General features: G+C 38.0%; 14 protein-coding genes and 1 riboswitch. Of the genes, 6 read left to right on the top strand and 8 right to left on the bottom strand.

Going from position 1 to position 12,261, the window contains the following annotated elements; all coding sequences use genetic code 11:
* Positions 1 to 82: 82 nt before the first annotated feature.
* Entirely contained in the window at positions 83 to 730 is a 648-nt protein-coding gene (locus O1450_RS07605; protein WP_269230313.1) for an A1S_1983 family putative colistin resistance protein, read from the top strand.
* A 39-nt stretch (positions 731 to 769) separates the two neighbouring features.
* On the opposite strand, the gene O1450_RS07600 is transcribed toward O1450_RS07605, so the two are convergent.
* The 4 genes from O1450_RS07600 to galE form a co-directional block, all read right to left on the bottom strand.
* Complete coding sequence (locus O1450_RS07600) at positions 770 to 2,014, bottom strand: D-amino acid dehydrogenase (protein WP_269230312.1); 1,245 nt, start codon at positions 2,012 to 2,014, stop codon at positions 770 to 772.
* Between the two features lie 181 nt (positions 2,015 to 2,195).
* Positions 2,196 to 2,285: riboswitch (glycine riboswitch) on the bottom strand.
* A gap of 140 nt (positions 2,286 to 2,425) precedes the next feature.
* Complete coding sequence (locus O1450_RS07595; protein WP_269230438.1) at positions 2,426 to 2,917, bottom strand: hypothetical protein; 492 nt, start codon at positions 2,915 to 2,917, stop codon at positions 2,426 to 2,428.
* A 115-nt stretch (positions 2,918 to 3,032) separates the two neighbouring features.
* Entirely contained in the window at positions 3,033 to 4,427 is a 1,395-nt protein-coding gene (gene fumC, locus O1450_RS07590; RefSeq protein ID WP_269230311.1) for a class II fumarate hydratase, read from the bottom strand.
* Positions 4,428 to 4,579: 152 nt separating this feature from the next.
* Positions 4,580 to 5,587: a UDP-glucose 4-epimerase GalE gene (gene galE, locus O1450_RS07585; protein WP_269230310.1), complete on the bottom strand. Its 1,008-nt coding sequence runs from the start codon at positions 5,585 to 5,587 to the stop codon at positions 4,580 to 4,582.
* A 63-nt stretch (positions 5,588 to 5,650) separates the two neighbouring features.
* Between galE and tusD the strand changes: the two genes are divergently transcribed.
* Genes tusD through O1450_RS07565 form a run of 4 tightly spaced genes read left to right on the top strand, consistent with a single transcriptional unit; the run spans position 5,651 to position 7,048 of the window.
* Complete coding sequence (gene tusD / locus O1450_RS07580) at positions 5,651 to 6,019, top strand: sulfurtransferase complex subunit TusD (protein WP_005160335.1); 369 nt, start codon at positions 5,651 to 5,653, stop codon at positions 6,017 to 6,019.
* A gap of 43 nt (positions 6,020 to 6,062) precedes the next feature.
* Positions 6,063 to 6,413, top strand: a complete 351-nt coding sequence (locus O1450_RS07575; RefSeq protein ID WP_269230309.1) for a hypothetical protein — start codon at positions 6,063 to 6,065, stop codon at positions 6,411 to 6,413.
* 11 nt (positions 6,414 to 6,424) lie between these two features.
* Positions 6,425 to 6,709, top strand: a complete 285-nt coding sequence (locus O1450_RS07570; protein WP_269230308.1) for a hypothetical protein — start codon at positions 6,425 to 6,427, stop codon at positions 6,707 to 6,709.
* A 27-nt stretch (positions 6,710 to 6,736) separates the two neighbouring features.
* The gene (locus tag O1450_RS07565; RefSeq protein ID WP_269230307.1) at positions 6,737 to 7,048 is read left to right on the top strand and encodes a TusE/DsrC/DsvC family sulfur relay protein; all 312 of its coding nucleotides are present in this window, start codon (positions 6,737 to 6,739) and stop codon (positions 7,046 to 7,048) included.
* A gap of 10 nt (positions 7,049 to 7,058) precedes the next feature.
* On the opposite strand, the gene O1450_RS07560 is transcribed toward O1450_RS07565, so the two are convergent.
* Positions 7,059 to 7,922, bottom strand: coding sequence for a DMT family transporter (locus O1450_RS07560; protein WP_269230306.1), 864 nt, complete (start codon positions 7,920 to 7,922; stop codon positions 7,059 to 7,061).
* A gap of 121 nt (positions 7,923 to 8,043) precedes the next feature.
* Here O1450_RS07560 and O1450_RS07555 point away from each other — a divergent pair, with 121 nt between their 5' ends.
* A complete protein-coding gene (locus O1450_RS07555; RefSeq protein ID WP_269230305.1) occupies positions 8,044 to 9,438 on the top strand; it encodes an aminotransferase-like domain-containing protein in 1,395 nt (464 codons plus the stop codon).
* 5 nt (positions 9,439 to 9,443) lie between these two features.
* Here O1450_RS07555 and O1450_RS07550 read toward each other — a convergent pair whose 3' ends face one another.
* The 3 genes from O1450_RS07550 to moaCB all read right to left on the bottom strand — a co-directional run bounded on the left by O1450_RS07550 (position 9,444) and on the right by moaCB (position 12,255).
* Positions 9,444 to 9,926, bottom strand: coding sequence for a winged helix-turn-helix transcriptional regulator (locus tag O1450_RS07550; protein ID WP_004661997.1), 483 nt, complete (start codon positions 9,924 to 9,926; stop codon positions 9,444 to 9,446).
* Positions 9,927 to 10,105: 179 nt separating this feature from the next.
* The gene (locus tag O1450_RS07545) at positions 10,106 to 11,332 is read right to left on the bottom strand and encodes a molybdopterin molybdotransferase MoeA (protein WP_269230304.1); all 1,227 of its coding nucleotides are present in this window, start codon (positions 11,330 to 11,332) and stop codon (positions 10,106 to 10,108) included.
* Positions 11,332 to 12,255, bottom strand: a complete 924-nt coding sequence (gene moaCB, locus O1450_RS07540) for a bifunctional molybdenum cofactor biosynthesis protein MoaC/MoaB (RefSeq protein ID WP_004661994.1) — start codon at positions 12,253 to 12,255, stop codon at positions 11,332 to 11,334. Before moaCB ends, O1450_RS07545 begins: the two co-directional genes overlap by 1 nt.
* Positions 12,256 to 12,261: the final 6 nt, after the last annotated feature.

Below are 12,261 nucleotides of genomic sequence, written 5' to 3'. Positions count from 1 at the left end.
AATATACTGAACAAATCTTGTATTCAGGCTTTCTATTTCGCTATAGTACAGTGAGCAAATTAGGCTGAACATATAAGTGATTATGCTGTTGAACACCTTAATAAATCAATTAAAGAAATCTGGTTATATCATCACATTGAGTTGTTTTTGCTCATCATTTGTATTTGCCGCGTCAATTAATTGTACAACACAGAATGCTGAGCAAAAAAAAATTTGTTCTAAGCAGTATCAAGACCAACGAACTAAGCTGAATAATAAGTTTTTAACCGCTTATCTTGTGACTGATGCTCCAATTCAACTACTACATGACACACAAAAGCTTTGGCTTAATCAAATCCAGCAGTGCAAATCTAAAAATTGTTATCAGCAACAATTTGATATTCGTTTAGATGATTTAAACTTTTATACTTCTATGAATCAGACGCTTACACAACACTATTTAAAATTTGAACATGGTGATTTAGCCAAACAACCTGTTCACATCCAGATTCATCAACTGGATAAAGATAAGTTAAAAATCGAAGGAATTGCTTATCGTAATCCCAATAATCGTGTAGAGACTCAAACTTTATCTTTACTTGCCTATACGACTCCCGAACAAAAGAATCTTATTATTGATAATGAGAAAAAGTGCCAGTACCAATTTGACTTTCAAAAAGCCTTATTAATTATAAAAAGTGAGCAAAAAGGTTGTGAACGTTTTACAGGAATTTATCGTTTGTATGATTGATAAATAAAAAGCCGATGTTTTCACATCGGCTTTTTATATTTAACTTGGGAATTTTTGTGCAATTTCCTCGCTAATCAATACCGCTGTTGCGGCAGATAAAGTCCAGCCTAAATGCCCATGCCCAGTATTGTAAAATACTCGCGCATGTTTCCCCTGTTTCACTACAGGCAACATATTTGGCATCATCGGACGTAAGCCCGCCCATGGTACAGCGTGCTCAGTTGAAATATCAAAATTTTGGTTCACCCAGTTAATTAAAGGTTGGATTCGATCTGCGCGAATATCACGATTATAGCCATTAAACTCGGCTGTGCCTGCGACACGGAAGCGATCAGCGCCTAAACGAGAAGTAACAATTTTTGCGCTTTCATCAAGCAGACTCACCCACGGTGCATTTTTTACACTTCGCTCATCTTTAAGCTGGACTGTAATTGAATATCCCTTTACAGGATAGATATTGACTATATCCCCCAACAAATCTGCAAGCTGATAACTTCCAACACCACCGCACACTAAAATAATATCAGCTTCAATTTGAGTCAGCTGATTATTATCAGGGTGCATATTCTCAGAACTATTTTTGCAATCTACTACAACTCTATCCTGCAAACATTTAACATCAAGAACATCCAAACCAAAGCGATATTTCACACCATATTGTTTTGTTTTTTCGGCAAGACCAACAGAATACTTATGAATATCTCCTGTTGCATCCGCAGCAGTGTAATATCCACCATAATAATCACCAGTTAAATTTGGCTCAATAGATTTCATTTCTTCAGGTGTTATTGCATAACGCTCAAGTTTACCCTCGACTAAAACATCATTCACTTTTTTGGCAATATCGAAGTCTTGTTTAGTATGGTACATGTGCAAAATACCGCGCTTTTCTAAATCAAAAGCAATATCCTCTTTTTCTGCAATTTCAAATAATCGTTGTCTTGCTAACAACGCTAAACGAACTGTTTCAATTGTATTTACCTTATAGTCCTTAATGTGAGTCAAAAACTCGACTAGCCAGCGATATTTATGCACACTAAAAGACGGATTGAGCAATAAAGGCGCATCTTTCTTACTCATCCATTTAATCCCTTTCAACACTGTTGCCTTCTGATTCCAGACCTCAGCGTTACAAGCAGACAACTGCCCACCATTGGCAAATGAAGTTTCCATTGCTGGAAATAAATGACGATCAATCACTGTGACTTCATAACCCAATTTAATTAATTCATAAGCAGACGTTACACCCGTAATCCCCGCACCAATAACAACAACATGTGGCATAGCAAACTCCTTGAAATGCATAACATTTCATAATGTTTAGCCCCATCTGTCATGGTACCTGAGAGTTTTGGCAGATGATTACCAATTAATCATTAAGCCTTCCCCTTCGGTGAGTGTTAATCGTAGAAGAAACTTTTCTCTTATAATTCTTCAAATCGAACACTGCTCTCCAGATTGTATTTATATCATTACAGTCCTTCTGCCTGAGAGTTTCCGGGGTCGTTGCTCCTTCGGCGAGTTCATTGAAGAACTTCTCTCCCGCAATAATATTTATATCCCTATAAGCAATATATATGCCGACCAAAAATACCAACACTAAATTCTTGTAATTCTTTGTAGATCAAGTATCTCTTTCAGTGCTAATCAAAATAAATCAATAAAAAAGCAGACTTTAACGTCTGCTTTTGAAGATTAAAATTTGCACTGCAAAATTTGATCTGAAAACTGTCCTTTCCATAGTTCTCGTAACGTTGGTAAATAGAATTTTTCACCAATCATCACTAATTCAGCATCAATCAGTGCATGAATCTCATGCATCAACACATAATCCAATGCAATCAAGGAAAGCTGTGCTTGTTTCTGAGAAATCTGCTTACGTTTAACTTGCGCTTTTTTGACTAACTCGTTGGCAAAATTTTTATCTTTATAAGCGGTAATAGCACTTAAACGTAATTCAATGATTCCCCAACCTTCCAATAATTTCTTAAATACTTCGAAATCTTTAGAAGTTGCTTCCCAAGTCACATTCTCTAAATCATTGTCTTCTGGTAATACAGGCAACAACAAATCAGCCGTACTTGGAAAAATTTTCTTTAAATTCAATACAAATTTAACAGGATTTTCATTTGGAAGATCAGAAAACTGGATATTGGTTTTGGTATCTGTCAAATAAATATTGAGCATAATGAAGCAACAATCAGGTAAATCAAAAGCATATTGTACGCAGATCGATTTATAAAAACTACTCATAAAAAATCCCCCTAGGTTAAAGAAGGATTTTTTAAACTACCAATACGACTTACTTACTATTCGGAGAAACCATATTTTCGGGTCTAACCACTTCATCGAACTGCTCTGCTGTGACTAGACCTAATTCAATAGCAACTTGTTTTAAGGTTTTATTTTCCTTATAAGCGGTTTTGGCAACTTTGGCAGAATTTTCGTAACCAATCACAGGATTGAGTGCTGTGACTAACATTAAAGAGTTATGCAAGAAATAATCAATCTTCTCACGATTTGGTTCAATACCTACCGCACAATGATCATTAAAGCTATTACAAGCATCTCCTAATAACTGAATAGATTGCAATAAGTTATAAGCAATCACTGGCATAAATACATTCAGCTCAAAGTTACCTGATGCACCCGCCACATTGATGGTAGTGTCATTACCTAGAACCTGAGCAACAACCATGGTCATCGCTTCACTTTGTGTAGGATTGACTTTACCCGGCATGATACTTGAACCAGGTTCATTTTCTGGAATACGAATCTCACCAAAACCACAACGAGGACCACTGGCTAACCAGCGAATATCATTAGCAATCTTATTTAAGCTTGCAGCCAATGTTTTTAAAGCGCCTGAAGCAAATACTGCTGCGTCTCGCCCTGCCAAAGCTTCAAACTTATTCGGTGCTGTCACGAATGGTAAACCTGTAAGTTCAGCCAGTTGCTCAGCTGCTTTCGCCGCATAATCAGGATGAGCATTTAGTCCAGTCCCCACGGCTGTCCCACCTAATGGCAGTTCATACAAACCTTCAAGCGCCTGATGTAAACGTTTTAAGCCATGATCCAACTGCGACACATAACCACTAAACTCTTGTCCTAAAGTCAGAGGCGTTGCATCCTGTAAATGCGTACGACCAATTTTAACAATACTGTCAAATTCTTCAGACTTGCGTTGTAGGGTCGCTTTTAACTTTTCAACAGCAGGAATAAGCAGTTCATTGATCTGAATACTTGCAGCCACATGAATTGCTGTTGGGAAAGAATCATTGGTTGATTGTGCACGATTGACATGATCATTTGGATGTACTGGTTTTTGTGCACCGAGTACTTGTCCTAATTTTTGATTGGCAATGTTTGCAATCACTTCATTACAGTTCATATTACTTTGCGTACCAGAACCTGTTTGCCAAACCACCAATGGAAATTGCGAATCCCATTGTCCAGCAATCACCTCTTCCGCCGCACCGACGATATATTGACTTAAATCTTCAGGGAGCTGTTTTAATTTAGCATTGGTAATTGCAGCTGCTTTTTTCACCAAACCCATGGCACGAATCATGGCACGCGGTAAACGTTCTTGACCGATTTTAAAGTTCTGTAAACTTCGTTGCGTTTGTGCACCCCATAAGGCGTCATTTGGAACTTCAACTTCGCCCATAGTGTCATGTTCAATTCGCATTTGCATAAACAACCTCTGCTTTATTTGGTTAAAATGTTCACGGGCTGAAGCAAACTGATGCTTTTGGCTAGCGAAGACTCAGTTCATATTGATGTATATTCGATAAGTCTTAATTATCCTAAACAAAGCCATTAAAATTGTAAATAAGAATCATTATCTTAATTGCCTGTTAAGGTATTTCGATAAAAACGCCATTCGTCTTCAATCATTTGTGATAGAGAACGTTTAGGAACCCAATTTAATATTTTTTTTGCTTTATCAATATTTGCACCCAATTGCGCTAACTCTTGGTTTTGATATACAGCAGGTTGCACTTTAATTTCGGTCTGAGTGACTCTCGCAACTTCATCAATCAAATTTTGTATAGATGTAAGTTGATGATGTGCAATGTTGAATGCTTCCAAACAACTGGTTTGTGTTTTTAACCAATTTAATGCGATCAAAACTGCATCACAAGCATCCAAAACATGTAAAAAGCTCCTTTCAACCGTTCCATCTTCTGTCTGTGCTTGATTCTGCAATTCGATACAATCTCGCTGCATCGCTGCAACTTGTAAAGCTAAAGGCACAATATTTTTAGGGAGTTGAGTTACGTATTCTCCTAAAACTCCATGTTCAAAAGCACCAACAATATTGGATAACCTGAGATTGATAATTTTCCATTCATGATCGACTTTATAAGTATCTGCAATAATATCTTCAACCATTTGCTGAGATCGAATATATGGATTTGGGTAGCGATAATTAAACTCAGTCTCTTCAACTACACTTGGATTAGATTGCCCATATACAGCCAAACTAGAAATATTGATTAATTCTCTAACTCCCATCCGCTGCATTGCTCTCAATAAGCTCATAATGCTGCTGACATTATCATTGTAGTATTCCAATGGCTTTAGAACAGATTCTTCAAGCGATTTAAAACTGGCTGTATGGATAACAGTATGAATTGAATATTGTTCAAATACTTTATTTAAGGCAGGTGTATTTCTCACATCTACTTTAACAAATGGAATATACATTCCTGAGATGTATTCTAAGCGCTCCAAGGTTTGTAAAGTCGAATTGGCCAAATTATCAACAATAACAACTTCTTGCCCACGTGCTAATAAACTCAAAGCAATATGTGAACCGATAAAGCCTAAACCACCTGTCACCAAAATCATTGTATACTTACCTTCTTTTTAATCTGTCCATCATTTTGCTTACGTGACCATAGTGAATGTTCAATGAGTACACTACTGTTAATAACTTCTGCACCTACTTCAATTATGGCTTGGCATGCTTTTGGTTTAGCTCAAGCATTAGGAAATAAGTCCGAAGATTTTCGTGTCTTCTTTTACCAAGATGGTGTTCAGGTTGCGAATGATTTACAGTGGTTTCCTGATGATCAACGCAATCTAAAACAAGAATGGCAAAAGCTTGGCATTCGACTCCCTGTCTGTGTCAGTGCTGCCCTTGCTCGGGGAATCACTGATGCAAGCAATGCCCAACGTCATTCACTTCAACAACACAATTTAGCGCAAGGTTTTGAGCTAGTTGGGCTTGGAGAGCTAGCTGATGCTGTGCAAAGCTGTTCTCGTTTAATTCAATTTTAGTTTAAGTTCATTAATAGAGTGTTGCTTTTAAAAGGTAAATTGTGTGAAATCTGTACTCGTCATCCTAACGCAATCCAATTTAACTAGTTTGCAGATCAACGAAAGCGTGTCTGCAACTATGGTTTTAGCAACCTTTGGCATTTCTGTCAAAGTATTATTAAAAGATGCTGCACTGAGCTTATTGAACAATAAATTAGAGTTCGATCAATTCAAACAAGCTTTCAAAGTTGCTGCCAATATGGTGGACAGTTTTGAATTCTATGATTTAACCCCGATTTTAGTTGAAACTAAAAATCAACACTTGGCGATTGTGCAAGATAGTGATCAAGAAATCGAGTTGGTTGATATTCAACCTGAATTTATTCAATCTTTCGATCATATTTTGTACTGGTAGAGCTCAGAAACATGGAAAATTCAACTTTATTTTTGATTCAATCCCCTTACTACAACACAGATAAAATCTGGATTGAGTTAGCTCAAATGGCACATGTGAATGATACGGTTGTAGTCATGGGGGATGGACTTTTAGTGCTAACTAAAAAGATTGTAGATCTTTATTCAAATCTTTACTGCTTAAGTAATGAGCAAAGTTTACTTGGAGATGAAATAAAATCTGAGGTCAAAGTTATAGAATACGCTGAATTCGCTGATTTAGTTCTGCAATTCAAACGATGTATTTCTTTAAAATAAATTATTTTTAGTTAATTAGGTTATTTCATGCAATTAGAGTTAGATCAAGACGGTCATTTGGTCGATTATACAATTTGGAATCCTGAAGTTGCCCAGCAACTTGCTCAATCACTTGATCTAGAACTGACCGCTTGGCATTTCGAAATTCTCCACGCCGTACGTCAATTTTATCAACAATTTGGACATTCCCCAGCAACTCGTCCACTGATTAAATTTTTGATGAAGACGGTTAGTGCTGAAATCAATAATGCTGAATTACAGCAAAGATTTAACACAGGTTTAGTCGCGCGTCATCTAAGTCGTTTAGCTGGTGTTCCCAAACCTGCCAATTGTTTATAACTGCTATAAATTATGCAAATTTTTTGGCGCATGCAACACAGGCTATCACAGCGATGGTAACAGCAAACATCGCAACACTTACTTGCTCGTGAAGCAAAACAGCTGCAATCATTAGTCCAAATATGGGTTGCAATAATTGTAATTGTCCTACTGCTGCGATACCTCCTTGTGCTAAACCTTTGTACCAAAAAAAGAAACCTATCAACATGCTAAATAGAGAAACATAAGCTAACCCCAATTTCGCAGCATTTGAAATCTGCGCGAAGTCCGCAGGCATGTAGAGATATGAAATCAACAGCATAACTGGCAAAGTTATTAACAGCGCCCAACAAATAACCTGCCATCCTTCTAAGCGCTTTGATAATTTTCCACCCTCAGCATAACCAAAGCCACACAGTAAGATTGCAAGTAACATAAAAATATCGCCATAGCCAAATCGCCATGTATCACTTTGAATGATCATGTAAGTAAAAATGATCAAAGCACCTAAAATGGCAAATAACCAAAAATTTACATTTGGCCTTTCTCCACCCCGTAATACACCAAAAATAGCAGTCGATAAAGGAAGTAAACCAACAAAAACAATCGTATGTGCAGCACTCACATATTGCAAAGCGAGCGCAGTAAATAACGGAAATCCTATCACCACACCGATTGCCACATAAGATAATGCAAGCCAATCCTTTTTAACAGGAAACTGTTGTTTTAATAGCAAAAGTAAGAATAAACCTAATAAACCAGCAATTGCAGCCCGAGCAGCAGTTAAAAAAGTAGGACTGAAATCCATGACGGCGACACGTGTTGCAGGCAAAGAACCCGCAAAAATAATCACGCCGATTAGTCCATTTAACCAACCCTGATTCGCAACTTTCATTTATTTTCTCCAAATCTATTTGGAGAATTTAATCTGTAATATGTTATATTCCCACATACGATACAGTACAATTTCAAAGAACTGTATTGGTATTTTTACCAACACAGTGCGAATAAATGATATGAAAATAACAAAAATTGATTTAGTCATACAGCACATTAATCAACAAATCAACAATCGTTCATTAATGCCTGGTTCTCGACTACCTTCCGTTCGTGCGTTAGCGAGACAATTAAACTTATCTATTTCAACCATTGTCGAAGGCTACGAACGTCTTGTGGCAAAAGGTATAATTGAAGCAAAAACAGGTTCAGGCTTCTTTGTAGCTGGGCCACTTGTACCTCTATCGATTTCTGAAATTCACCCTAAAATCGATCGAAATATTGACCCTTTGTGGATATCAAGACAAGCTTTAGAAGCAAAAGCTGATGTACTAAAGCCTGGCTGCGGCTGGCTACCCAATGAGTGGATGCCACATGAGCATATTCGTAAGGCAATCCGTAAAGTTTCTAAAACCAATTCAAATATTCTGACGGATTACTCTACCCCACTTGGGCTTCCTGCCTTACGTGAATTGTTAGCTCGTAGAATGCAAAGCAAAGGGATTGAAGGGATTGCAAATCAGATTTTATTGACTGATTCTGGTACGCAAGCGATTGATCTGATATGCCGTTATTTTTTAAAACCAAATGATGTGGTATTGGTGGACGACCCTTGTTATTTTAACTTCCATGCTCTGCTAAAAGTGCATCAAGTTCAAATCATTGGCATTCCCTATACCAAAAATGGACCTGACTTAGCCGCATTTGCAACTGCTATTCAAGACTTCAACCCAAGGCTATACATTACTAACTCTGGAATTCATAATCCAACTGGTGCTGTATTAAATGCAGCAACAGCTTATCAAGTTCTCAAACTGGTAGAACAGTCAAATTTGATTGTCATTGAAGATGATATTTTTGCAGATTTAGAATTGCACACTGCTTCACGACTTGCCGCACTTGATGGTTTATCACGAGTAATTCATATTGGGAGTTTTTCTAAAACCCTATCAGGTTCAGTTCGTACAGGCTATATTGCCACTAAACCAGAATGGATTGAGGACTTAACAGATATTAAGCTTGCAACAAGTTTTGGCGGTAATCAATTGTCTGCTGAAATTCTGTATGCAGCATTAACGGATGGGAATTATCGTAAGTATTTAGAAGAACTAAAAATCAACTTAGCAAAAGCAATGGATTTAACCATCAAAAAATTAGAGAAACTAAATATAACACCTTGGTTTAAGCCAGAAGCAGGATTATTTTTATGGTGTGAACTACCTAAACATTTAGATATTGCGTCTATTGCACAAACTTGTTTGGAAAATGGTGTGATTTTAGCGCCGGGGAATGCATTCAGCCAAAGTCAAAATTTTAAGAATTTTATCCGTTTTAATGTCGCACAATGCAGCAACTCGAAGGTTTTTGCCGTTCTATCTCATGCTATTCAACAAGAGCAAGAACGGCAGCATTGATAAAATTATGCAGTTTTTTGTTTTTGTTCAATAAAAGCAAAATATCCTGGACCAGCTGATACACGGACATCTTTTACATTCAGCGGTTCATCACATTCTGAGCAAACCACCCTTGGATTCATTTTCTTACCACAACCTTTGTGTGTAAACTCAATCGGTTTTCCAAGTCCCATATCCATCCACTTATCAGCCCACTGCACCATCGCTAAAATAAGAGGATAAAGATCCAAACCTTTATCAGTAAGTTGGTATTCAAACCGTTCTTGACGTTCTACATAAGGTACTTTGGTTAAAATACCATGCTCGACTAAACGCTTAAGACGCTCTGAAAGTACGTGGCGGGTCAATCCCAAACTACGTTGGAAGTCATCAAAACGACGTATTCCCATGAAAGCGTTACGTAAAATTAGCATTGTCCAACGATCACCGAGTACAGAAAGCGTTCTCGCAACTGAACATGGCTGATCGCCAATTTCTTCCCATTTCATTATTATCACCTGATCATTTTTTAGAACTTTAAAGACATCTCATCGATGCCTTGAACCGTCATATTTAGAAACTAAACACTATAAAATATACACTAAACTACCTGATCAATCAGATGCAATATTGGCACTCAGTTAAATATCAAAAAAACAGATCATTTCATCTAAATTCATTCGATAACTTAGCGATTAATAAAAACACCTGAAAGTTCTTGTCCAGCATCTAACTGAATATTTGCAGGAATACGCACTAAACAATTGGCATGCATTAAATTACTCAACATATGTGATTGTTGTTTCGCAAGGCTTTGTAACTTGAGCTGTCCCTGATCAAAATAAGCATGCATTCTTAAAAATCGCTCACGTGCATCAGATTTCAGTCCATGGGTGAGTAATCCACTAAACCATTGCATAAGCTCCCGTTGATTTTGCAAAGTATCTAATAAAGCGCTGCCATAAATCTGCATACACACATAAACCGCCGCTGGATTACCCGGTAAACCTAATAAATAGCAATGATGGTCAGGATTTTCATATTTTGCAAAAAATAATGGCTTACCCGGTTTTTGTTTGACTTTCCAAAATATCTGTTCAAATCCAGCCTCAAAAGCACATGGACGAACGAAGTCATAATCACCCACTGAAACGCCGCCAGTCGTAATAATCACATCGTATGTATGCTTTAATCGCTCAAAGCATGCCGTGACCTGTTCAGCTTCATCTGCAATATGTAGGATTTCAACATCTATGCCATAATCTTTGAACCAAGCTTTCAGTAACGGCCCATTGGCATCAAAAACTTTACCAGCGTGTAAATCTTCAGGGTGCTCAGCAACCTCATCACCTGTAATAACCACAGCAATCTTAGGCTGTTGAAATACCTCGACAGTTTGCACACCTGCCATACTTAAAGCAGCAAGTGCACCGATATTGATATTCTGACCAACGTCCGCAAGCTGTTGACCTTGTTGTACTTCTTCGCCTGTAAATCGAATATCAGCATGTGGCTTGATCTGTTCAAGCAATCGAATTTTGTCAGACTCAACCTGAATGATCTCTTGTCGAGCAACATGCGTGGTGCCTTCAGGAATTTTGCCACCCGTAAAAATACGAATCGCTTGCCCATCAGCCAATTGATAATCAAGTTCACTACCTGCTTTTATCTCACCAATCACCTCAAAATAGGCATCTTGAAGCTGTACAAGTGAGCTATTGATCGCATAACCATCTACCGCACTTTGAGAGAAGCTCGGTAAATTGACCTCAGAATAGATCGCTTTGGCTAGATAACGATTCAAACCTTGCGCTAAAGCCAAGACTTCAGTCGTCAATGCTTTAGGCTGAGTTCGAATGAGTTCAAGTGCCTCATCAATACTGATTAAACCCTTTTCAGCACCACATCCAGACATTATTCATATCCCCCTGGATGTGGTAAATCTCGGCAAACATCAAAAATATGAACCAGAGCTGGCAGAATAGCTGCCATTGATTCACTCGCACCACCACGGCTACCCGGCAGCGTTACCACTAAGGAACGATCAATAAAACCTGCTACACCACGAGACATTGCTGCATACGGTGTGCGTTTTTGGCCAAAAGAACGTGCCGCTTCCATCAGACCATCTAATTTACGTTCTAAAAGTGGTTCAAGTGTATCAACAGTAATATCTCGTTTACCAATGCCCGTACCCCCAACCGTCATGATACATGCATAAGACTTTGTCAATTCTAGTACCAATTCTTTCAATTGATCTGATTCATCTGGCAAAATTTGATAATGAATTGGATCAAAACCTGCTTCAGTTAAGGTCTCAACCACTGATTTCCCTGCGGTATCAGGTTTACGTCCTGCTGCAACGGTATCCGAGAGTACAATCACTGCCGCTGAAACAGGCTGACGAAGAGTCCTTTTAAAATGGGACTTACCCCCTTTTTTCTTAAGCAATTTACATTGGTCTAAACATAATTCATCAGGTTCACAATGTGGCTTCAACATATCGTAAATAGTTAGACCAGCAAGGCTTGCAGCCGTTAAGGCTTCCATCTCAACCCCTGTAGGCCCAATGGTTTCTACAGTCGTCAGAATTACAACGTGATCATGTTGTAAATCATATTCAACATCAGCACGGTAAATCGGTAAAGGATGACAAAGTGGAATCAGTTCATCTGTGCGTTTTGCTGCCAAAATACCTGCAATACGTGCCGTTTTTAAGGCATCACCTTTTTCAGTATTTCCATCACGCAATAGCTGAATACAATGTGGTGGTGCGTACAAAATCGCTTGTGCTTCTGCAACACGATAACTTTCGGGTTTCATCCCAACATTTTTCATTTTAAC

Origin of the sequence: Acinetobacter sp. TR11 (assembly GCF_027105035.1) — a bacterium.
Classification (GTDB): Bacteria; Pseudomonadota; Gammaproteobacteria; order Pseudomonadales; family Moraxellaceae; genus Acinetobacter.
The sequence above is the reverse complement of the archived record's forward strand: the minus strand, read 5'-3'. Positions and strand labels throughout refer to the sequence as shown.

Excerpts from the sequence above, each read along its gene's own strand:
- O1450_RS07555 (WP_269230305.1), top strand. The coding sequence starts at position 8,044 with ATGAAAATAACAAAAATTGATTTAGTCATACAGCACATTAATCAACAA.
- O1450_RS07550 (WP_004661997.1), bottom strand. The coding sequence starts at position 9,926 with ATGAAATGGGAAGAAATTGGCGATCAGCCATGTTCAGTTGCGAGAACG.
- O1450_RS07545 (WP_269230304.1), bottom strand. The coding sequence starts at position 11,332 with ATGTCTGGATGTGGTGCTGAAAAGGGTTTAATCAGTATTGATGAGGCA.
- moaCB (WP_004661994.1), bottom strand. The coding sequence starts at position 12,255 with ATGAAAAATGTTGGGATGAAACCCGAAAGTTATCGTGTTGCAGAAGCA.
- tusD (WP_005160335.1), top strand. The coding sequence starts at position 5,651 with ATGAGTACACTACTGTTAATAACTTCTGCACCTACTTCAATTATGGCT.
- fumC (WP_269230311.1), bottom strand. The coding sequence starts at position 4,427 with ATGCAAATGCGAATTGAACATGACACTATGGGCGAAGTTGAAGTTCCA.
- galE (WP_269230310.1), bottom strand. The coding sequence starts at position 5,587 with ATGATTTTGGTGACAGGTGGTTTAGGCTTTATCGGTTCACATATTGCT.
- O1450_RS07560 (WP_269230306.1), bottom strand. The coding sequence starts at position 7,922 with ATGAAAGTTGCGAATCAGGGTTGGTTAAATGGACTAATCGGCGTGATT.
- O1450_RS07600 (WP_269230312.1), bottom strand. The coding sequence starts at position 2,014 with ATGCCACATGTTGTTGTTATTGGTGCGGGGATTACGGGTGTAACGTCT.
- O1450_RS07565 (WP_269230307.1), top strand. The coding sequence starts at position 6,737 with ATGCAATTAGAGTTAGATCAAGACGGTCATTTGGTCGATTATACAATT.
- O1450_RS07570 (WP_269230308.1), top strand. The coding sequence starts at position 6,425 with ATGGAAAATTCAACTTTATTTTTGATTCAATCCCCTTACTACAACACA.
- O1450_RS07595 (WP_269230438.1), bottom strand. The coding sequence starts at position 2,917 with ATGCTCAATATTTATTTGACAGATACCAAAACCAATATCCAGTTTTCT.
- O1450_RS07605 (WP_269230313.1), top strand. The coding sequence starts at position 83 with ATGCTGTTGAACACCTTAATAAATCAATTAAAGAAATCTGGTTATATC.